Origin of the sequence: Rhodococcus sp. 3258 (genome assembly GCF_031456475.1) — a bacterium.
Taxonomy (GTDB): Bacteria; Actinomycetota; Actinomycetes; order Mycobacteriales; family Mycobacteriaceae; genus Rhodococcoides; species Rhodococcoides fascians.
The window spans coordinates 400,263-420,605 of record NZ_JAVDUT010000005.1; the positions used below are offsets into that span (position 1 = coordinate 400,263).

Annotated in this window: 24 protein-coding genes; 15 read left to right on the top strand and 9 right to left on the bottom strand. The window is 64.4% G+C overall.

All coding sequences use genetic code 11. The features are described 5' to 3' along the window. The first annotated feature begins 27 nt into the window (after positions 1 to 27). The 7 genes from J2X62_RS18115 (at position 28) to J2X62_RS18145 (ending at position 5,052) form a co-directional block, all read left to right on the top strand. A complete protein-coding gene (locus J2X62_RS18115; RefSeq protein ID WP_057472654.1) occupies positions 28 to 582 on the top strand; it encodes an alternate-type signal peptide domain-containing protein in 555 nt (184 codons plus the stop codon). 37 nt (positions 583 to 619) lie between these two features. After that, the gene (locus J2X62_RS18120; RefSeq protein WP_235579902.1) at positions 620 to 1,159 is read left to right on the top strand and encodes a hypothetical protein; all 540 of its coding nucleotides are present in this window, start codon (positions 620 to 622) and stop codon (positions 1,157 to 1,159) included. Between the two features lie 11 nt (positions 1,160 to 1,170). Further along, positions 1,171 to 1,794, top strand: coding sequence for a signal peptidase I (locus J2X62_RS18125; protein ID WP_057472656.1), 624 nt, complete (start codon positions 1,171 to 1,173; stop codon positions 1,792 to 1,794). After that, on the top strand, positions 1,791 to 2,300 hold the full coding sequence (locus J2X62_RS18130) for a hypothetical protein (protein ID WP_057472657.1): 510 nt from the start codon (positions 1,791 to 1,793) through the stop codon (positions 2,298 to 2,300). Before J2X62_RS18125 ends, J2X62_RS18130 begins: the two co-directional genes overlap by 4 nt. Beyond that, the gene (locus J2X62_RS18135; protein ID WP_057472658.1) at positions 2,300 to 2,929 is read left to right on the top strand and encodes a SipW-dependent-type signal peptide-containing protein; all 630 of its coding nucleotides are present in this window, start codon (positions 2,300 to 2,302) and stop codon (positions 2,927 to 2,929) included. Before J2X62_RS18130 ends, J2X62_RS18135 begins: the two co-directional genes overlap by 1 nt. A 2-nt stretch (positions 2,930 to 2,931) precedes the next feature. Then, on the top strand, positions 2,932 to 4,521 hold the full coding sequence (locus J2X62_RS18140; protein ID WP_310182346.1) for a signal peptidase I: 1,590 nt from the start codon (positions 2,932 to 2,934) through the stop codon (positions 4,519 to 4,521). A gap of 90 nt (positions 4,522 to 4,611) precedes the next feature. Then, entirely contained in the window at positions 4,612 to 5,052 is a 441-nt protein-coding gene (locus tag J2X62_RS18145) for an LGFP repeat-containing protein (protein WP_032364947.1), read from the top strand. Positions 5,053 to 5,124: 72 nt separating this feature from the next. On the opposite strand, the gene J2X62_RS18150 is transcribed toward J2X62_RS18145, so the two are convergent. Further along, positions 5,125 to 5,649 carry a methylated-DNA--[protein]-cysteine S-methyltransferase gene (locus J2X62_RS18150; RefSeq protein ID WP_204846982.1) on the bottom strand — a complete coding sequence of 175 codons (525 nt, stop codon included), beginning with the start codon at positions 5,647 to 5,649 and terminating at the stop codon, positions 5,125 to 5,127. Between the two features lie 90 nt (positions 5,650 to 5,739). Between J2X62_RS18150 and J2X62_RS18155 the strand changes: the two genes are divergently transcribed. Further along, entirely contained in the window at positions 5,740 to 7,221 is a 1,482-nt protein-coding gene (locus tag J2X62_RS18155) for a PLP-dependent aminotransferase family protein (protein ID WP_032373687.1), read from the top strand. An 84-nt stretch (positions 7,222 to 7,305) separates the two neighbouring features. Here J2X62_RS18155 and J2X62_RS18160 read toward each other — a convergent pair whose 3' ends face one another. Next, positions 7,306 to 8,382 carry a CaiB/BaiF CoA-transferase family protein gene (locus J2X62_RS18160; protein ID WP_027494286.1) on the bottom strand — a complete coding sequence of 359 codons (1,077 nt, stop codon included), beginning with the start codon at positions 8,380 to 8,382 and terminating at the stop codon, positions 7,306 to 7,308. Positions 8,383 to 8,477: 95 nt separating this feature from the next. On the opposite strand from J2X62_RS18160, the gene purT reads away from it, so the two are divergent. Beyond that, entirely contained in the window at positions 8,478 to 9,674 is a 1,197-nt protein-coding gene (gene purT, locus J2X62_RS18165) for a formate-dependent phosphoribosylglycinamide formyltransferase (protein ID WP_310182353.1), read from the top strand. Here purT and J2X62_RS18170 read toward each other — a convergent pair. Next, positions 9,671 to 10,366: a CPBP family intramembrane glutamic endopeptidase gene (locus J2X62_RS18170; RefSeq protein WP_204846981.1), complete on the bottom strand. Its 696-nt coding sequence runs from the start codon at positions 10,364 to 10,366 to the stop codon at positions 9,671 to 9,673. The two genes, purT and J2X62_RS18170, sit on opposite strands and share 4 nt — an antisense overlap. A 42-nt stretch (positions 10,367 to 10,408) precedes the next feature. Between J2X62_RS18170 and J2X62_RS18175 the strand changes: the two genes are divergently transcribed. Then, positions 10,409 to 10,891 (top strand): DUF456 domain-containing protein, encoded by a 483-nt coding sequence (locus J2X62_RS18175; RefSeq protein ID WP_032371480.1) that lies wholly within the window; start codon positions 10,409 to 10,411, stop codon positions 10,889 to 10,891. On the opposite strand, the gene J2X62_RS18180 is transcribed toward J2X62_RS18175, so the two are convergent. Beyond that, entirely contained in the window at positions 10,888 to 11,634 is a 747-nt protein-coding gene (locus tag J2X62_RS18180; RefSeq protein ID WP_032406542.1) for an amidohydrolase, read from the bottom strand. The genes J2X62_RS18175 and J2X62_RS18180 overlap by 4 nt on opposite strands. Positions 11,635 to 11,680: 46 nt before the next feature. Here J2X62_RS18180 and J2X62_RS18185 point away from each other — a divergent pair, with 46 nt between their 5' ends. Next, positions 11,681 to 12,559 carry an SMP-30/gluconolactonase/LRE family protein gene (locus J2X62_RS18185; RefSeq protein ID WP_371832740.1) on the top strand — a complete coding sequence of 293 codons (879 nt, stop codon included), beginning with the start codon at positions 11,681 to 11,683 and terminating at the stop codon, positions 12,557 to 12,559. A 104-nt stretch (positions 12,560 to 12,663) separates the two neighbouring features. On the opposite strand, the gene J2X62_RS18190 is transcribed toward J2X62_RS18185, so the two are convergent. Then, positions 12,664 to 14,049, bottom strand: coding sequence for an FAD-dependent oxidoreductase (locus J2X62_RS18190; RefSeq protein ID WP_310182359.1), 1,386 nt, complete (start codon positions 14,047 to 14,049; stop codon positions 12,664 to 12,666). A 304-nt stretch (positions 14,050 to 14,353) separates the two neighbouring features. On the opposite strand from J2X62_RS18190, the gene J2X62_RS18195 reads away from it, so the two are divergent. The 4 genes from J2X62_RS18195 (at position 14,354) to J2X62_RS18210 (ending at position 17,508) form a co-directional block, all read left to right on the top strand. Beyond that, on the top strand, positions 14,354 to 15,217 hold the full coding sequence (locus J2X62_RS18195; RefSeq protein WP_310182361.1) for a TauD/TfdA family dioxygenase: 864 nt from the start codon (positions 14,354 to 14,356) through the stop codon (positions 15,215 to 15,217). A gap of 81 nt (positions 15,218 to 15,298) precedes the next feature. Further along, positions 15,299 to 15,826, top strand: a complete 528-nt coding sequence (locus J2X62_RS18200) for a hypothetical protein (RefSeq protein WP_310182363.1) — start codon at positions 15,299 to 15,301, stop codon at positions 15,824 to 15,826. A gap of 48 nt (positions 15,827 to 15,874) precedes the next feature. Then, positions 15,875 to 16,288, top strand: coding sequence for a rhodanese-like domain-containing protein (locus J2X62_RS18205; protein ID WP_032364957.1), 414 nt, complete (start codon positions 15,875 to 15,877; stop codon positions 16,286 to 16,288). Further along, complete coding sequence (locus tag J2X62_RS18210) at positions 16,285 to 17,508, top strand: O-succinylhomoserine sulfhydrylase (protein ID WP_201011303.1); 1,224 nt, start codon at positions 16,285 to 16,287, stop codon at positions 17,506 to 17,508. Before J2X62_RS18205 ends, J2X62_RS18210 begins: the two co-directional genes overlap by 4 nt. A gap of 5 nt (positions 17,509 to 17,513) precedes the next feature. Here J2X62_RS18210 and J2X62_RS18215 read toward each other — a convergent pair whose 3' ends face one another. From J2X62_RS18215 to J2X62_RS18230, 4 genes are all read right to left on the bottom strand, one after another. Beyond that, positions 17,514 to 18,587 carry an isochorismate synthase MenF gene (locus J2X62_RS18215; RefSeq protein ID WP_032382214.1) on the bottom strand — a complete coding sequence of 358 codons (1,074 nt, stop codon included), beginning with the start codon at positions 18,585 to 18,587 and terminating at the stop codon, positions 17,514 to 17,516. Then, positions 18,587 to 19,345 (bottom strand): HAD-IIA family hydrolase, encoded by a 759-nt coding sequence (locus tag J2X62_RS18220; RefSeq protein WP_068053998.1) that lies wholly within the window; start codon positions 19,343 to 19,345, stop codon positions 18,587 to 18,589. Before J2X62_RS18220 ends, J2X62_RS18215 begins: the two co-directional genes overlap by 1 nt. Before the next feature lie 90 nt (positions 19,346 to 19,435). Beyond that, on the bottom strand, positions 19,436 to 19,777 hold the full coding sequence (locus J2X62_RS18225) for a WhiB family transcriptional regulator (RefSeq protein WP_370878629.1): 342 nt from the start codon (positions 19,775 to 19,777) through the stop codon (positions 19,436 to 19,438). 167 nt (positions 19,778 to 19,944) lie between these two features. After that, complete coding sequence (locus J2X62_RS18230) at positions 19,945 to 20,307, bottom strand: hypothetical protein (RefSeq protein ID WP_230073377.1); 363 nt, start codon at positions 20,305 to 20,307, stop codon at positions 19,945 to 19,947. Positions 20,308 to 20,343: the final 36 nt, after the last annotated feature.

A 20,343-nucleotide genomic window follows, 5' to 3' on the forward strand; every position in this document is an offset into this window, starting at 1 on the left:
TCAGGGCCACCGAAGAAAGTTGAAACAATGAACAAGGCAACCAAAGGCGCTGTAGCGGCGGGCGCGGCGGCGGTTCTGCTGCTCGGCGGTTTGGGATCCTATGCACTGTGGAGCGATCAGGAGACCTTGGGCGGAGGGACCATCACGTCCGGTGATCTCAGCCTGGCCCCTGTTGCCACTCCCGCGCCTCAGTGGCGAGATGTCTCCCCGGATGTTGCCGGAAACCCGAAAGTGATCGACCCTGCTACGTTCCTGATCGTGCCTGGTGACATCGTCGAGTACACGGCAAGTTTCACCATTCAGGCCAGCGGTAACAACCTACTCGCCGACCTCAGCGCCGATACCTCTGCCATCACCGGCGACGCGTTGCTGCGATCGAAGATCACCACCTCTGTCACGGCCACCTCGGGTAGTACGACGCTGCCGACCACCGGTGCCAAGACTCGGATCACTTCAGCGGACCAGAACGTCGCGGTCAGCGTCAGATTCACCTTCGACCCGGGCACTGAGAATCAGGACGCACAAAACCAGTCCATCAACCTCGCAGCCTTTGCTCTGAAGCTCGAGCAGTCTCGAACCTGAGCCGAAGTTCGACTTGAAGCACGCACGATACTGGGCGTTGGCAGCCGCGTCCGTCCTTGTGGTGATCTTCGGATCGGCGCAGGCGACGGGCGCGCTGTGGCGCGATCGAGAAACCCTGGGCGGCGGCACCATTCGGTCCGGCACGCTCGACATCAAAGTTGGAACGTCGGGTGCTGAGGTGAACGACTTCTTGTATCAACTTCCCACAATCCTGGGAGCTACCAACATTGGTCCAGGGGGCTACTCGCAGGCCCCACTCTCGGTGCGTAACAGCGGAACTGTGCCGATGAGATACAGGTTGAACAGCACTTCTCAGACTGGTTCGCTGAACTTCACCCTCACCGCGTCGAAAGTCACCGCAGTGACGAACTGCCCGGCCATCGGCGTGCCGTCGGGCACTGTCGAGGCTCTCTACAATGGTCCATTCACTGGAGCCCAGGCGCCGGCGAGCCCCGCTTTTCGCCAACTCGGAGTCGGGCTTGCTGAAGTTCTCTGCCTTCGAATGACGCTGTTGGACAGCTCTACTCAAAGTTCGTCCTCGCAGGTGAAGTTCTCGTTTCTGGCGCAGTCGCGATGACACATCGACCGATGGACAACTCGAGTCGACTCGACGACGTGACGGAGGAATGTGCAGTCGTCGACGTGACGGGCGCGACCGACGACCAAGAGCACGCCGGGCTGTGGTGGTGGATCAAGCGCGCGGCGTCCTACCTGTTGCTGTTCGCAGTGCTGGCGATATTGCTGGCTGCCGTTGTGATTCCGCGTATCTCCGGTGCGATGCCGTACACGATTCTCACCAGTTCGATGAAACCGAGCTATCCGCCGGGAACGATGGTGGTGATCGAGACCGTCGATCCGGCCGAACTAGGAGTCGGTTCGGTGATCACCTATCAGCTCGAGTCCGGCAAGCCGGACGTGGTGACACACCGCATTGTTGCCACCGAGAGAAGCGGCACCGGTGAACTGCGATTCATAACCCGCGGTGACAACAACGGGGTGGCCGACGAGATTCCGGTGCGTCCGGAACAGATCCGCGGAGAGCTTTGGTACGCAGTTCCTTTCATGGGCTACGTCAGTCGATGGATGACGGGTGAGCAACGAAAGTACGCCGTCGCCGCAGTGGTGGTCGTTCTGGCTGGGTACGCACTGTTCATGTTCGCCGGTGCCGCCGTCGATCATCGCAAGAAGCGGAAGGAGCCCGCTGCGCCATGATGAACAATGCAGTTGTGGTCAGCGCCGCTGGAGCTGCGTTCCTTGCAATCATTGTGCTGATCGGGGCCGGTCCCGCGCGGCCGGTTCAATTCGTCACTTACAGCACCGACGGTCGGCTGTGGCTGCAGAGCCTGGCCGAGCCCCTGGTGGACAAGGATGTGCGGTGGGTGCCGGGCGACAGCCGGACGTCGGAGTTTCACGTTCACAACGGGACCGATAGAGACGGACGACTTCAGGTGATCGTGGACAGCGATGATTCGGCTTTTGCCCGCGCGCTGAGCGTGTCCATTGCCGGCCGAGCCTTCGGAGCCTGCGCACCGGTCGATGTATCCGCAGGTGAACAGAAGCGGATCGACGCAACGATCACCATGGCCGATACGGCCGGAAACGATACTCGAAACTCCTCTGCCGAAATCGACCTCGTTCTTCGGTGGAGTGACGGCACCAGCTCTGCGTGCTCGGATTTCGCAAGCCGAGGGCCCGATCAGGAAGGGGCGCAGCCCTGATGGCGCGTCATCACGACACAGTCGGATTCGCGGTGGTACTCCGCCGGATCGGTGCTGCGCTGATCAGCGCGCGGGCCCGAGCAATCATGTCGATCGGTATGGTGCTCGGACTCGGCACAGTGGGAACTCTTGCTGCATGGTCGGATACGGCAACGGTAACGTCGGGCACCTTCACCACGGGCAAGCTCGACATCAAGGTCGGCAATCCTGCGGTGGACAACAATCCGACCGATTTTTCGACGTCGTTGACGAAGACTGCCATGTTCCCAGGCGATACGGTCGCAGCAGGGCTGTTGGTCACCAACGCAACAGGTTCTGTGGCGAACACTTACACGATTTCGGTTGTCTCGACCAACTCGACTTTGGGCGGCGTGCTGAATTCGTCGGTGTACACCGGATCGCCGTCCGCCGGGGTATGCACGGGCACGCTGCTGAGTACTGTGACCGGCCTCGGCACCTCGAAGCTGTTCCAGCAGACCACACCGACGGTCGGTAACTTGACTCGGTCTTTGCCGTTGAACGGCCAGGACCAGCTGTGCATTTCGGTCACCATGCCGTCGACGGCCACCTCGCCGTCCGCTGTCCAATCGGGCACCATCACCTACACACTGACCGCGACATCGGTGTAGATATGGTCGCCGACGACAGTGTGGTTGCGCCGAACAGCAGAGCCCGCATTTTCCGTGAACTCGCTCTCAGTGCAGGGGCGTTCGTGGGTTTGGTGTGCGTTCTCTTCGCCTTGGCAGCAGTGTTCTTCGGGATCACCCCGCTCATCTTCAGATCCGGATCCATGTCGCCCGCGATCGACACAGGCGCGTTGGCTCTGAGCAAGAAGACACCCGCCGACGATATCCAGATCGGTGACATCGTCAACGTCACCAATGCAGGTGGCAGCAGCATCACACACCGCGTTGTCGACATCGGTGCGGTCGGAACCGGCAGCGTTCAGCTGTTTCTCAAGGGCGACGCCAATGCAGACCCTGACGTCGAGTCGTACATCGTGTCCGACGCTCGACGCGTCTTCTTCAGCGTCGACAAACTCGGCTATGCGGTCGCGTGGCTGAGCGGACCGATCGCGGTTTTCCTGGGCGGCATCGCCGTGGGTGCGTTGCTGATGTTGGCGTGGAGACCGCGCGGGGAGCGCTCCGCAGGCAACCGGCCGTCCGAGGCATCCGAAACACCGCCTGGACGGCACAGCAGGTCGCCCCTGCCGGTGATACTTGCCATCGCATGCGTAGGTGCTGTGGCGATCACGGCATCGAACACCCCGACGACCCTCGCTGCAGGCACAGATACAGCCACCGCGACGAGCGGCAGCTTCACCACCGGACTGATACCCGCACCAGGCCCCCTCGGCTGCACCAACAAAACGAGGTCGCTTCTCGGCATCGGGTTGCTGCCGTACGTCACGCTGTCGTGGGCCACGGCCGGTGCCGGCTATACCTACCGCCTGACTCTCACCAAGTCGGGATCAGCGGACATCGTGATCCCGATCAGTACCACCGCCGCGACGGGGAACATCACCCACGACGTGGAAAACGGTGCAATTCTCAACCTTGCGCCCCTCACCGGAACGTATACGGCTCGCGTACAGGCGGTGTCCGGGACACGCTCGTCAGCTCCCAGTGCAACGTTCACGATCGACTTCAGTGCGGTCATTGTGCTGTTGCCCTCCGCGGTGTGTGGAGTCGCGGGTTCGGCAGGCGTTGCAGCTCGAAGCGCGCCCGCAGCGGCGGCGACCACCACAGAATCGTTACCACCGGTTGCGTCGACAACGACTGTTCCCCCGACAACGACGACCACGGCTCCCCCGACCACGACGTCGACAGTTCCGCCGACCACGACGACAACCACAGTTCCCGCGCCGCCGCCGATACCACCGACCACTACGTCCACCACGACCACCCCTCCGGCTCCCGCTCGTCTGTCCGCCCCGGTGACCTCGCCGTCTGGTGCGGCGACTGCTCAGGTTGTCGACATCGACGGCTCTCCGACGCTGCAGATCGTCGACACCGCAGGCAATGTTCAGTACAGCGCTCCCGCTACCTCCAGCGAGGCGTACGGCTATGGCGTCAACTGGTCAGCCGGGGATCAGCTGTGGTTGCTCGGTCCGAATCAGTTGGTTCGGCTGGACGCGTCGGGTGGAAGCTGGTTTCGAACGGCGGTCGACCCCGCAGCGACGGATGAGATCCCCGCCGAGATTCTCGCCCTTCTCCAATAGCGGAGACGTCACATATATCTCCGAATCGAAGTGCGCGTCTACGAATCGGGTGGATAATCGAGGCCAAGTAAAGCGACGGAGGGCCGGTCGATGACTGAAAATTACAATGGCTTGGAAGTTTTCAGCTACCAATTCGATCGGTTTGCTTACGAACACTCGTGGATCGGGGCGCAGACTGGCGAATTCATGCTCGGTCCGCAAGGGGGCGGCATGTTGGAGTTCACCCACGCGATGGTGTTCGCCCTCCCCGACGGTGGTGCGCACGAAGTACACGGACCCATTTTGGAGTGGTACCTCTCGCACGGCGGACCCTATGGCGCACTTGGCTATCCGATCAGCAACGAGCGCCCGACGCCCACCGGATCCGGACGCTACAACCTGTTCCAGCGAGGAGCGATCGGCTGGCTTCCGGATACGGGCGCATTCACCATCGGCGGTAGAGAAGAGGATTCTGATGTCAGTCCGGGTCCCGACGCCGCGACGGTTTCCGTTGTCGACGCCTCGATGTCTTCGGTCGGCATATCTGGCTGACAAAGCCAACTTCAGTCCTGTTTTTGGTCTATTTATCCGGTCGAGAAGTATCTTTAGCGATTACCGATGAATTCAGAACAGCGTCGGCTCGTCGAATCCGGCGACGCCTTCGATGCCGAGAATTCGTTGTTTCGTATTCGCCCCGCCGGGAGCGGAGAAGCCACCGACCTCTCGGCCCGCGCCCAGCACGCGATGACACGGAACGATGATCGGTACCGGGTTGCGGCCCAGTGCCCCGCCCACCGCCTGTGCTGCCCCCGGCAGCCCGAGTCGACCGGCGATGTCTCCGTACGTCAGCGTCGCGCCCCGGGGAATCGCGCTGCACACGGTGTAGACCGAGGCGTCGAACGCCGAAACCTCGAGCACCAACGGGATCGGGCTCATGTCCACGGTTCGGCCGGCGAGCAACGCGACGATTCGGTCGATCGCGTCCGCGGCGAGAGCGTCGACCGGACCTCGGGTTGCGGCGAAGCCGGCCAGGTAGTCGAGCATCGCCTCGTCCGACGGCTCGGGTAGTGCCACGGCAATCACGCCGTCGGCGCTCCAGGCAAGACCGCATCGCCCGATGGCCGTGTCGAAGAGGGTGCTGCTCGGCATGGGTCGAGTATCCACCGGACGTCGACAGGCAGTCCAGTCGAACGCCCAATGGACTTGAAAGTTCGATGCCAGTGGGTGAATATGGGCTGTATGGCCTCTAGGGTGCTCAATGCAACGTCGCTGGCACGAGATCTCGGAAGCTGGCGCGGCGACGCGTCGGCCGATGGATCCGGCAGGCGCAAGGCCTCCCGTCCCACGTACAGGGCGCTCGCAGACGGGGTTCGACTGCTCATTCACGACGGCCGCATCCCGTTGGGTGTCGGGTTGCCGAGTGAACGCGATCTGTCGGCTGCTCTCGACCTGAGTCGCACCACGATCACCTCGTCGTATTCGGTGCTGCGCGACGAGGGCTATCTCATCAGCAAACAGGGATCGCGCAGCACCGTGGCGTTGCCTGCCGCGCCGACACCGAACGGAATGCTGATTCAGTCGACGTCACCGTCGGGTCCGGTGGTGGACATGAGTCATGCGGCCATGTCGGCGGCCGACGGAACGATGACAGCAGCGTACGAATCTGCGCTGCAAGCACTTCCGACGTATCTGCCCACTCACGGTATGGAGCCCATCGGACTCGCTGTGTTGCGGGAGGCCATCGCGCAGCGTTTCGTCGAACGTGGGTTGCCCACCACCGCCGATCAGATCATGGTCACTTCGGGTGCGCAGCAAGCGGTTCGGTTGCTACTGGGCACGCTGACCTCGCCCGGCGACCGCGTCCTGATCGATCACCCGACGTACCCCAACGCACTCGAGGCCATCAGGCGCGTCGGTGCCCGGCCCGTACCGGTGCCGGTGCGTCCGGTCGAGGGCGATTGGGATCTGGACGGAATCCGCAGCGCGGCAAGGCAAACCGCCGCCAAGGTCGCGTACTTGATTCCGGACTTCCACAATCCCACCGGTCAGGTGCTCGACGCGGAGGGGCGCGCCGAGCTCGCGCGCATCACCCGAGACACCCGAATGACGCTCATCGTCGACGAAACCATGGTGGACCTGTGGCTCGACGCGCCACCGCCGCCACCGGTCGCATCGTTCGGGCGGGTGTCGGGATCGGACATCGTGACGATCGGGTCGGCGTCGAAGTCGTTCTGGGGCGGTCTGCGCATCGGATGGATCAGAGCGCATCCATCGCTCGTGTCGCAGCTCGCCGGCTCGCGAGCAGCACACGACCTCGGTACCTCGATCGTCGATCAACTGGCGTCGTCGTTCCTGCTGCAGGATGCCGAACCTGCTCTGGAGGTCCGTCGATCCCAGCTGCGCGAGCGTCGAGATGTGCTCGAAGATGCTCTGGCCGAACATGTTCCGGAGTGGAAGTACCGGCGCTCGGAGGGCGGGATGTCGCTGTGGCTTCAGCTACCCGCTCCGGTGTCGAGTGCGCTCGCCGCTACTGCGCCTGCGTTCGGGGCAGTGTTGGCCGCGGGCCCACGGTTCGGGGTCGAGGGTGCGTTCGAGCGTTACCTTCGGCTGCCGTACACCCGTGAGCCGCAGGAGCTTCGGGCTGCGGTTGCGGCCACTGCCGCGGCGTATCGAGCCTTGGCACCGAGCGTCGAATCCGAACAGCCGGCCCTGGTGTTCTGAGCGGCGGTGTTCTGACCGCGAGCTCGAAGTTATGTACGAGAATCAGCCGAAATGCGTCCATAACTTCGAGTTCTGCGCAAAGAATTACGCCCAGACGGATGCGATGTCGGTCGCCGTGGCGGGCGGTGGCGTCGGGACTCCGTTTTCGGTGCGCGAGAACCGGGGTGCCGGTCGGTGCTGCGTCACGCCACCGATGTCGATGAGCGAGTCTCGGTCCTTCATATGTGGGTGGTTCGGGGCCTCGGCGAAGGTGAGGACGGGGGAGACGCAGGCGTCGGTGCCGTCGAAGATCGCGGCCCATTCGTCGCGGGTCTTGGTCAGGAATGTCGCGGTGAACGTCTCGCGCAGTTCCGGCCAGCGCGACTTGTCCATCTGTGACGGTAGGTCTGCATCGGCGAGACCGAGACCGGTCACGAGCTGGGCGTAGAACTGCGGTTCGAGGGACCCGACCGCCATGTACTTACCGTCCGATGTCTCGTAGGTGTCGTAGAACGGCGCGCCGGTGTCGAGCAGGTTGACGCCGCGGTCGTCGCTCCATGCTCCGACGCCTCGCCAGGCCCAGATCATGTGCGACAGTGCTGCGGTGCCGTCGACCATGGCTGCGTCGACGACCTGTCCCTGTCCCGAATTCTGTCGTTCGTAGAGCGCCGCCATGATGCCGAAGACGAGGAACATCGATCCGCCGCCGAAATCGCCGACCATGTTCATCGGTGGTACCGGTCGTTCGCCGTCGCGGCCGATGGCGTTGAGGACGCCCGTGACGGAGATGTAGTTGATGTCGTGGCCGGCGGTCTGTGCCCAGGGGCCTTCCTGCCCCCAGCCCGTCATGCGGCCGTAGACCAGGCGCGGGTTTCGGGCGAGGGCGTCGTCGGGCCCGAGTCCGAGTCGCTCGGTGACGCCGGGGCGAAAGCCCTCGATGAGGACGTCGGCGCGTTCGATCAGGCCGAGGACCTTCTCGATGTCGGCGGGATCCTTGAGGTTCGCTTCGACGATGGTGCGGCTGCGCAGCTGGTGGTCGTGTGGAGAGACCTGTCCGGCGCGCTGGACGCGGACGACGTCTGCGCCGAGGTCGGCGAGCAGTAGCGCTGCGTGCGGACCGGGCCCGATCCCTGCGAGTTCGACGACGCGGAGCCCTGCGAGCGGTCCACCAGTGTTAGCCACGTTTGTTGCCTCGTTCCGACTCGTCAGCTGCGATAGTGAATGGAGACTAACGTGTACTAGGGCGTCCAAGTGATGTGGGTGTGGATAATAAGGCTGTGACTGCCCCAGATCCCGTCCGCATCGGTACTCCACTCACGCCCGGTGCCACCCGGGTCATGCTCCTCGGAGCAGGTGAGCTGGGCAAAGAGGTCATCATTGCGTTCCAGCGCCTCGGTGTCGAGGTGATTGCCGTCGACCGTTACGACAACGCCCCGGGCCACCAGGTGGCGCATCACGCGTACACGATCGACCTGAGCAATCCCGAAGAGCTGCTGGCGCTGATCGACGCTCAGCAGCCGGACTTCGTCGTCCCGGAGATCGAAGCCATTGCCACCGATGCGCTCGCCGAGGTGGAGGCCAAAGGACGCTCCGTGGTCATTCCGACCGCGCGTGCAACACAATTGACGATGAATCGCGAAGGAATCAGGCGGCTCGCGGCCGAGGAGCTCGGTCTGCCGACCTCGCCGTACGCGTTCGCCGATTCGTTGGATGAGGTCCGACAAGCGTTGTCCCACATCGGCTTCCCCGCCGTCATCAAGCCGGTGATGTCCTCGTCCGGCAAGGGGCAGTCGGTGGTACGAAGCGAAGCCGACGTCGAGACGGCGTGGGACTACGCGTTGAAAGGCGGTCGAGTCGACCTGGGCCGCGTCATCGTCGAGGGATTCGTCGATTTCGATTACGAGATAACACTTCTCACCGTGCGCGCGACAAACGGGACTTCGTTCTGCGAGCCGATCGGCCATCTGCAGGAGTCGGGCGACTACATCGAATCCTGGCAGCCGCAACCGATGTCCGACGCGGCACTCGCGTCGGCACGCGAGGTGGCCGAGAGAATCACGACGGCACTCGGTGGTCGTGGACTGTTCGGCGTGGAGCTGTTCGTGCAGGGCGACAACGTGTACTTCTCCGAGGTCAGCCCCCGGCCGCACGACACCGGCCTGGTAACGCTTCGTACGCAACGGTTCTCGGAGTTCGAGCTGCATGCCCGCGCCGTTCTCGGGCTACCCATCGACACGACACTGCTCTCGCCGGGAGCGTCGGCGGTCATCTACGGCGGTGTCGATGCGGACGGCATCGCATTCGAAGGCGTCGCCGATGCCCTCGCGGTTCCCGAAACCGACCTTCGACTGTTCGGCAAGCCCGCCAGCTTCGTCCGGCGGCGAATGGGTGTTGCGGTGTCGACGGCGTCGGACATCGAGACTGCGCGGGCTCGGGCCCGCGAGGCAGCAGGCAAGGTTCGACCGACCGTCTAGATTGAGGCCACCACCGCGGCGGTAGCAAGGGCGTTGTTCATCGTGTGCAGTGCGATGCCCGGAATCAACGATCGGTGCAGTCGAACCAGCAGGGCCGCAGCAGAGCCTATGCAGACCATGATCAGCGCGATGGCGGGCAGCACGTGGACGGCCCCGAAGCACACCGCGGAGCCGAGAACCGCGATCTGCCATCGTGTTCGGGTGTCGAACCACCCGAAGATCACCCGACGGAAGAGGATCTCCTCGAGTACCGGTGCGATCAGCACAGTGCAGGCGATGGTGAGGGTTCCGGCGACCACACCCACATCGAGTGCATCGAGGGTCGACGCGCTTCCGCCGGCATCGGAGGCGGGAGCTATGCCGACAGCGCCGGCGAGTGCAATGCCGACGCCCATGGCGGCGATCCACGCGACGGGTACTTCCCACAGCAGGTGCCACAGTGAGCGTGGACCCGACGTGAGCTGCAGATCCTTCCACGTCCAGCCGCGGCGACTCAGCGACTGCCACAAGGCAACTGCGAACACCGCCGTCGCCAGCGGAATGGCGTAGCCGAGTACCCAATTCAGGTCGAACACACCGACGAGAAGCACGACCGCGGCCACCACAGCGATGGCACCGATGAGCAGGCTGCCGATGGACAGCAGGGCGTCGCCGCCGGAAACGGGACGTTCGAAAGTCGCGGTTCGGGGCACAGGCGTCAACTTACCGGCGATCGGCGTGCACACTTGACCACCATGAGCGCTCTCGGAGAAATACTGGTCGGCCTGGTGATTCTGGTCGGACTCGTCGGCATCGTCGTGCCCGTCCTGCCTGGCACCATCTTGATCTTCGCGGCTGTTGCGGTGTGGGCGTGGGTTACCGGCGGCACCGCCGCGTGGACGGTGTTCGGCATCGCGACGGTGCTGCTGGTTCTGAGCGGCGTCGTGAAGTACACCTGGCCGGGCCGTCGGATGCGCGAGGCCGGCGTGCCGATGCGGTCGCTGATCGTCGGCGGCCTGCTCGGCATCGTCGGCTTCTTCGTCATTCCCGTGGTGGGCCTGTTCATCGGTTTCATCGCCGGCGTCTACGTGGCCGAACTACCCAGGCACCGCAACCATTCCGAGGCCTGGCGATCGACCGTGCACGCCACGAAGGCGGCCGGGCTGTCCATCCTGGTGGAGCTGTTCGGCGCGTTGCTCGCCTCGGCCGTGTGGCTCGGGGGAGCGGTACTGATCTAAGGCACCCGATACCAAGTCCGGGCATTACCGTCGAGCACAGCGGGGAGGTCGCCGCCGACGGCCCCGGAGATGATGTCGATGTCGGTCTCGGAGAACGGCCGTGGGGCTCGTGTACCGGGCAGGTCGGTGCCGAACAGCAGTGCCTCCGGGTTCACGCGGTGGATCTGCTGCAAGGTGTCGACGATGTCGAGGTCCACGCGGCCGAATCCCGTTGCCTTGACGCGTACTCCGCGGTCGACGAGGTTCAGCAGATAGGGAAGTCCCTGCGTCGACAGTCCCAGATGGTCGATGCTCACCGCCGGTAGTTTCGCAAGGATCGGCTCGAGCGAGAGCAGCAACGACGCGTCGACGTACAGCTCGGCGTGCCAGCCCACCAGTTCGTGTACGCGTCGGGCCTGCGTGGTGAGCATCTCGACGTCGGTTTCACCGCGTTTGAGGTTGAATCGCATCGCCCGCACGCCTGCCTCGTCGAGGGCGACGATCTCCTCGTCCGTGCACTCGGGATCGAGCTGAGCCACCCCCACCCAGCCGCGTCCGAGCGTCTCCAATGCGGCCAACAGATAGCTCTGATCGGTGCCTTGGAACGATGCGGTGACCACGGCACCGCCGGTGATCCCGAGCCCGTCGACGTCGTAGAGATAGTTCGAGACGGTGTACGGATCCGGCGTGTATCCCTGGTTCTCGATCAGCGGAAATCTGGGGTCGATGATGTGTAGGTGGGCGTCGAACACGGGTCCCAGCATGCCAGCTCGCCGATTCGCCGTCGCGGCCACCTGGCTCGGTGTTTGAATGCGAAACATGAAACCGGAGACCACCGTCGTTCTCGACGGATACACGTATTTCGAATGTCCACGCTGGCACGACGGGAGGATCTGGGTATCGGACTTCTACAGCCATCGCGTCGTATCCGCCCTCGAGGACGGTTCCGATGTGCGAGTCGAGGCCGAGGTGCCCAATCAGCCGTCGGGCCTGGGCTGGTTACCCGACGGCCGGCTGTTGATCGTCTCGATGCGCGATTACAAACTGCTACTACGCGAGCACGATGGTTCGCTGACCGTCCATGCCGATCTGTCGACGTACGTGAAGGCGAACCTCAACGACATGCTCGTCGACACGCAGGGACGCGCGTACATCGGCAATTTCGGATTCGACCTGATGAATTTCGCTCCCGTCGAGACGGCAGATCTGATTCGCGTCGACCCCGACGGGTCCGCGCACGTCGTGGCCTCGGATCTGTATTTCCCCAACGGAATGGCGTTCACCGATTCCGGTGAACTGCTCGTCGACGAGACGGTCGGGAACCGGGTCAGTGCGTTCGACATCGCCGAGGACGGATCACTGGGGGAGCGGCGCGACTGGGCGACGTTCGGTGAGCTGCCGTCGTCGACGGACATGGCAACGGCCATGAGTGAGGTGAAGGTGGCCGCCGACGGCTGCTGCATCGACACCGACGGCACGATGTGGATCGCCGACGCACTCGGTCAGCGCGTGTTGCACGTCGCGCCGGGCGGAGAGGTTCTCGAGCAGCTCGACTTCGATCTCGGAGTGTTCGCGTGCGGACTCGGCGGATCCGACGGCCGCACGCTGTTCGTCTGCGCCGCACCCGATTTCAACGAGCATCAACGCAAGATCGAAACCGAGGGAAAGCTGCTGGCGGTTCGGGTGTAGTGCGCTTCGCGCATGTGAGTGGAAACTCGTAGCGGGCTACGAGGCAGGAGTGGAGCCTGCGGAACGACCCGCAGGCTCCACACTCACATGCGGCGCCAGCCGCTCTACGCCTTGTCGGGCTCGGAGGCCTTCAGCATGTCCTCACGCTCGACGACCTTGACGCGCTCGCGGCCCTCGGGCTCGCCGAGTGAACGCTCGTGGGCGTCGAGGCGGTACCAACCGTCCCAGGTGGTGAAGGGAACCTGCTTGCCCTCGAGGAACGAGGTGACGGCATCGAGGTCCGGCTCGGCCGCACCGGCGAAGGTGGGTGCATCCTCGAGCAGGTTCGCGACGGTTTCGTTGGCGTCGCCCTTGGTGTGACCGATGAGGCCGACGGGTCCGCGCTTGATCCAGCCGGTGACGTACGTGGCGGGAACGGGCGTGGTGGAGTGCGGCGATTCGACGACGCGTCCGGCCTCGTTGGGGATGGTGCCTGCCTGCTCGTCGAACGGGAGCTGGCTGATGTTCTGGCTGAGGTAGCCGACGGCGCGGTAGACGGCTTGGACGTCCCAGTCGTTGTACTTGCCGGTGCCGCGGACGTTGCCGGTGCCGTCGAGTTCGGTGCGTTCGGTACGCAGGCCGACGACCTTGCCGTCCTCGCCGAGTACCTCGTGCGGGGACTCGAAGAAGTGTAGGAACAGCTTGTGCGGGCGAGCGCCGACGTCGCGGATGGCCCAGTCCTGCAGGGTGTTGGCGACCATGTCGATCTGCTTGGAGCTGCGGCGAGCCTGCTCGGAGCCTTCGTCGTAGTCGATGTCCTCGGGTGCGACGATGACCTCGATGTTGGGCGAGTGGTCGAGCTCGCGCAGTTCGAGCGGGGTGAACTTGGCCTGAGCCGGTCCACGGCGGCCGAAGACGTGCACCTCGAGAGCCTTGTTGGCCTTGAGGCCTTCGTAGACGTTGGCCGGGATTTCGGTGGGGAGCAGTTCGTCGCCGGTCTTGGCGAGAACGCGTGCGACGTCGAGGGCGACGTTGCCGACGCCGAGGACGGCGACCTTCTCGGCCTCGAGGGGCCAGGTGCGCGGCACATCGGGGTGGCCGTCGTACCAGGAGACGAAGTCGGCGGCGCCGTAGCTGCCGTCGAGGTCTATGCCGGGGATGTTCAGTGCGCGGTCCGCGTTGGCTCCGGTGGAGAAGATGACGGCGTCGTAGAAGCGGCGCAGGTCGTCGAGGTTGATGTCGGTGCCGTAGTCGATGTTGCCGAGCAGGCGCACCTGAGGCTTGTCGAGCACCTTGTGCAGGGCGGTGATGATGCCCTTGATGCGTGGGTGGTCAGGGGCGACGCCGTAGCGAATGAGCCCGAACGGGGCCGGCATCCGCTCGAAGAGGTCGATGCTCACGCCCGGTCCGCTGACATTGTGGTCGGACTTCATGAGCGCGTCGGCGGCGTAGATGCCTGCCGGTCCGGCACCGACGATGGCGACGCGGAGTGGACGAGTCTGATCAGTCATGTGCAGCGAGCTACCTTCTTCGAGGGAAGTGCGGACACCCCAGCATAAATTAAGGACAACCTGAGCTGGGGCAGTGGGCAACTTGCCGTATTCCCCGGGTTCCGGTAGGAATTGACCCGTGCAGACGACATACCTGGTCCGACGGTTCACCGTCGACTTCTGTCGCACCTGCACCAACATGTGTTGTCGGTGATCTGACCCGACGCCCAATCCCTGTTTCCCGACGTCGTCGGGACGGGATCCCTCCCTCGACGGCCGTGCCGCGACGAATCGGCGCACCGCTGTCTCTCGGATTCGAGGACACATGACCACTCTGGAACAGACCGTTTCGCTCACTCTCGACAAGTTCGGCCCCAGCTTCGGTGCCGAAGTCATCGGTCTCGACGTCGCCACCGCGTCCGACGCCGAAATCCGCGCCGTTCGGACGGCGCTCGTCGAGCACAAAGTTCTCGTGCTGCGAGGCCAATCGATCGACGACGCAGGCCACATCGAGTTCGGCCGCCGGCTCGGCGACCTCACCGCCGGTCACCCCGTGCACGACAGTGGGCACGTCGCCCCCGAGGTCTATGCCCTCGACAGCCAGGACAACGGTTTCGCCGACGTCTGGCACACCGACGTGACATTCATGGGGCGCCCGCCGATGGGGTCGATCCTGCGGCCCGTCGTACTACCTCCGCACGGCGGCGACACCAACTGGGCCGACAGTCAACTCGCCTACGAGTCGCTGTCCGCGCCCGTTCGTCGAATGATCGACGGGCTCACTGCAATTCACGACGGTAATCGCGAGTTCGGCTACTACCTCGCGCAGAAGCGGGGCGGTAAGGGCAACGTGTGGGACGGCAAGGAAGTCACCGCGCTGGTCCCCGTCGAACATCCCGTCGTGCGGGTGCATCCGGAAACCGGCCGCAAGGGGCTGTTCGTCAATCCGGGTTTCACCTCCCACATCGTGGGCGTCTCGGAGGCGGAGAGCCGCGGAATCCTGGATCTGCTGTACGCGCACCTCACCAAGCCCGAGCACATCGTGCGCCACCGTTGGCGTCTGGGAGATCTGGTGCTGTGGGACAACCGCAGCACCTCGCACTACGCCAACCGCGATTACGGCACCGAGCACCGCAAGATGCACCGCATCACGTTGAAGGGCGACATCCCCGTCGGGCCCACTCGCTGAAGGACCCCACTCACTACGAGGACCCACTCACTGCAGGACCCAGCTGAACGCAGACCCGTCGGATCGAGGAAGATTGCCTACATGGCGTCGTGGAGTGAACGTAGGCAGCAGTGGGTCGACAGTCGTGAGGAAGCGCGCAACAACGCATCCCAGGCGGCTGCCGACTCCGGTGAGCAGCGTCCGCCCACCGCGTGGCCGTTCATCATCGCCGCGGGCATCGTCGTCCTGCTGCTCGTCGGCATCTTCGCGGCGTCCAAGTTCGCCCCCGCGGAGGACAACGTGACGCAGGCGCAGTTGCTCACTGACGCCGTCGACGGTTTCCTCGAAGCACAGAACACCGGCGACGCGGATCTGCTGCGTGCGAACACGTGCGCCGATCAGGTCGAGCGCCTGATTCCCGGCGACGACGCCCAGTACCGCACCGACCGCGCAGGCGAAGTGGAACGCAACGGCGAGACGTCGATCGACGGAGTGCCCACGGGGTACGAGGTCAACGGCGACCGCGGCGTAGTCACGGTACCGCTGAAGGAAGAGAAATCCGGAGCGCAGACCGACGACAAATGGAAGTTCGTCCGGGTGAACGACACCTGGTTGGTGTGCAATGTGTGATTCGGGCCCGTGTGATGTCGTAACAGCAAGTGACGGAAGGCTGATCCAGTGACCTACGCAGGTGACATAACCCCGCAGGCGGCGTGGGAGTTGTTGCAGAGCAACCCCGATGCCGTTCTCGTCGACGTCCGCACGCACGCCGAGTGGCAGTACGTCGGCGTACCCGACACCTCCGGCATCGATCGCCCGACCCACCTGATCGAGTGGGTGAGCTACCCCGACGGCGCTCGCAACACCGACTTCGTCGACGAGCTGAAAGCCGCAGGCGTGGACGGCGATCGGCCGGTGGTGTTCCTGTGCCGCTCCGGTCAGCGATCCATCGGTGCCGCCGAGGCGGCCACGGCTGCGGGAATCGGCCCGTCCTACAACGTGCTCGACGGTTTCGAAGGTGCCACCGATGCCGACGGCCACCGCGGTGCCGTGGGGTGGCGTGCGGTCGGGTTGCCCTGGAGGCAGTCGTGACGAACATTCCCAGAGGCGGGGGTTTTCAGAAGCCGCTACCCGACGGTGTGGGTCAGGGAACGCTGGGAGTTCGCGGCGGTCTGATGCGATCGGGCTTCGACGAGAACGCCGAAGCGCTGTATCTCACTTCGGGTTTCGTCTACGAGAGTGCCGGTGCCGCCGAGCAGGCGTTCACCGGTGACATCGATCATTTCGTGTACTCGCGCTACGGCAACCCGACGGTCAAGATGTTCGAGGAGCGGTTGCGGCTGATCGAAGGTGCCGAGGCGTGCTTCGGCACGTCGAGTGGAATGTCGGCAGTGTTCACCGCGCTCGGCGCATTGTTGAAGGCCGGTGATCGATTGGTCGCTGCGCGTAGCCTTTTCGGTTCCTGCTTCGTGGTGTGCAACGAGATTCTGCCGCGCTGGGGCGTCGAGACCGTCTTCGTCGACGGCGAGGACCTCGAGCAGTGGGAGCACGCGCTGTCGGTGCCGACGACCGCGGTGTTCTTCGAGACCCCGTCCAATCCGATGCAGTCGCTCGTCGACGTCAGGCGGGTGTCCGAGATGGCGCACGCCGCCGGCGCAACGGTGGTGTTGGACAACGTGTTCGCGACGCCTCTGCTGCAGCGCAGCCTCGAACTCGGTGCCGACGTGGTGGTGTATTCCGGCACCAAGCACATCGACGGTCAGGGCCGGGTGCTCGGCGGCGCGATCCTGGGATCGAAGGAGTACATCGACGGTCCGGTACAGACGTTGATGCGGCACACCGGACCTGCCCTGAGCCCGTTCAACGCCTGGACCTTGCTCAAGGGGCTCGAGACAATGCCGGTGCGTGTGCGGCATTCGGTGAACTCCGCGCTGCAGATCGCCGAGTTCCTCGAAGGGCATTCGGCGGTGCGGTGGGTCAAATACCCGTTCCTGCCATCACATCCGCAGTACGAGCTGGCGACGTCGCAGATGTCGGGCGGCGGCACGGTCGTCACGTTCGAGCTCGATGCCCCCGAGGGCGCAGGCAAGCAGCGTGCTTTCGAGTTGCTCGACGGCCTGAAGATCGTGGACATCTCGAACAACCTCGGCGATTCCAAGACGCTGATCACCCACCCGGCCACCACCACGCACCGCGCGATGGGGCCGGAAGGTCGCGCCGCAGTGGGCATCACCGACGGCGTCGTGCGGATCTCCATCGGTCTCGAGGACACCGAGGACCTGATCGGGGATCTGGACCAGGCGTTGAAGTAGCTGGGTCAGTTCTCGAAGACGCTGAGTACCGTTCTGAACTTTGCTGTGGTTTCGTCCAGCTCGGCGTCGGGGTCCGAGTCGGCGACGATGCCGCCGCCGGCTGTGGCGGTACCGGACAGGCCGTCCGCGGTGAGTTCGATGCACCGGATCGCGACCATCCATTCACCGTCCCCGCTGCCGTCGGTCCATCCGAGCGCACCGGCGTAGAAGCCGCGGGATCCCTCGATCTCGGTGATCGCTCGCATGGCGGCGGCGCGGGGAACACCGGCGACGGCAGCGGTGGGATGCAGCGCCAGTGCGAGGTCGAGGGCCGACGTCGACGGGTCGGCCAACGTACCGACGATCGGCGTGGACAGGTGCCACAGCTGCGGAGTGCTGCTCAGCTGAGGTGTCGCGGGTACGTCCAGTGTCTCGCAGAACGGCGCCAGTGCTGCCTTGATCTCGTCGACGACGAAGCGATGCTCGGCCTGGTCCTTCGCGCTGGCCGCCAGTGCCGCCGAGATACGCGCGTCCTCGTCGGGGTCGGTGGAGCGCGCGGCCGTCCCGGCGAAGGGATGGCAGCTCACGACGTTGCCGCGTTTGCGCACCAGCAGTTCGGGGCTTGCGCCGACGAGATGTCTGCCGGGCTCGTCTGCGGGCGAGAGGTCTGCGAAAAAGCCGTTTCCCATCGGATCGCGAGTCACCAACGCGCTCAACACCGCTGACGGATCGATGGGCGACTCTGCGGCCAGTTCGATCGCTCGTGCGAGCACGATCTTCTCGGCGACACCGGCTTTCACACGCCGCACGACCTCACGTACCCGTTCGACGTGGACGCCCGGCTCGGGTATCTGGCGTACGACGGTGACGGACGGCAGCGGGGGCTGAGCATCCGGTACCGCCCACGCACCGGCGCGTCGGTAGAACTCCGCCGGCTCGATCAGCGCGGTGGCGTCGGACATGTCGAAAGGCAATACCCCGACGACGTTTCGGCCTTGCTGTACCGCCGCGACTGCGTCGGCGACGTCCGGAAACTGTTGCTGCACTCCCAAGCCGACGACGTGATGATCCTGCCGAGACAGAACGAATCGGAGTTTCATCAGAACGGGTTCTGTGTGCGGCCCACCAGGTCTGCGACGGAATCGAGCACTTTCGTCGGACGGTACGGGTACTGCTCGACGGACTGCACGGTCGAAATGCCGGTCAACACCAGAATGGTCTGCAATCCGGCTTCCAGGCCGGACAGCACGTCGGTGTCCATCCTGTCGCCGATCATCAGAGTGTTCTCGGAGTGCCCGCCGATGGCGCGTAGAGCCGAACGCATCATCAACGCGTTGGGCTTGCCCACGTAGTACGGCTCTTTGCCGGTGGCCTTGGTGATGAGTGCGGCGACCGAACCGGTCGCGGGCAGCGAACCCTCGCGCGACGGACCGGTCGCGTCGGGGTTGGTGGCGATGAAGCGCGAACCCTTCTCGACTAGACGAATGGCGGTGGTGATGGCCTCGAACGAGTATGTTCGCGTCTCCCCGAGCACCACGTAGTCGGGGCTGGAGTCGGTGAGGGTGTAACCGATGTCGTGCAGCGCGGTGGTCAGACCGGACTCGCCGACGACGTACGCGCTGCCGCCGGGCCGCTGGTTGCCGAGGAACGTCGCGGTGGCGAGAGCAGAGGTCCAGATCGACTTCTCCGGAATGTCCAAGCCGGTGAATGCGAGACGTGCGCGCAGGTCACGTGGGGTGCGGATCGAGTTGTTCGTCAACACGATGAACGGGATCTCGTTGGCCTGCAGCTCGGCGAGGAACGTGTCGGCACCGGGGATCAGGTGATCCTCGTGGACCAGAACTCCGTCCATGTCCATCAGGTACGTCCACGGCAGGGGCTTCTCGATATCGGTCACCCCTCCATTGTGGACCATCCGGCGACCTGCGGACCATCTTCTGGTCGCGGCCTAACTCGCCCGCCGCTCGTGGTCGCGTCGCGAGTTGGCCCGATGCACCAGCCGTTCGCGGGCCGTCATGCCGCCCCACACTCCGAACGGTTCGTTGGCTGCCAACGCGAACCGCTTGCAGGCGTCGAGCACTCCGCAGCCTGCGCACACCTGCTTGGCGCGATCCTCGCGTTGGCGACGCGCCGTTCGCCCCTCACCAGAGGGGGAGAAGAAGATCTCCGAGTCCTGACCCCGGCACAGTGCGTCGAGCTGCCAGTCCCAGGATTCGGCGGCAGACGAGGAAATCCTGCGTTCGATCATGGCAATTGCGGTGTTCTTCGACGGGGCAGATTCGTTCGGCATCGTGGCGACCCATTCCTTTCGTCGACGCTGCGCGAGACTGCTCCCGCACAAGGCCATTCGCCAGGAACTCTCGCCGCGTCGCGGGCGCGAGGCAAGGGTTGAAATCAGGGTGATTCGAGGTCGCGGGTTCAGGACACGTCGGGGGTGTACCGATAGAGGGCGTTCACTCAGTCGTCCAGCATGAACAGCGGAAGGATCACAGCCTGGATCGCGGCGATCACAGCAGGGAGATAGTCGCCTGCGACGACACACACGAGACTGCCGAGACCGAACAGAATCAGCGTCGTACGGGGAAGGAGCCACGTCGGCTTTCGGTCGGTTCGCCTGAGCGCGTACAGAATTGCGGCTGCGACCGCCACGAGGATGGCGCTGTGAGCGGCCACGCGTATCGAATCGGACGTGTCGGCCGCCTGGAACGTGCCGATCACGACCAGCGAACCGAGAAAGACGACACTCGCTGCGTTCAGCTGCCGATAGCGCGGCGTCCTTCGAAAGCCATCGTCACCGATCCTGGCTTTCCACACGTGCATGGGTCGAATTCTCGCACGAGGGTGGTGGAGTTCGTC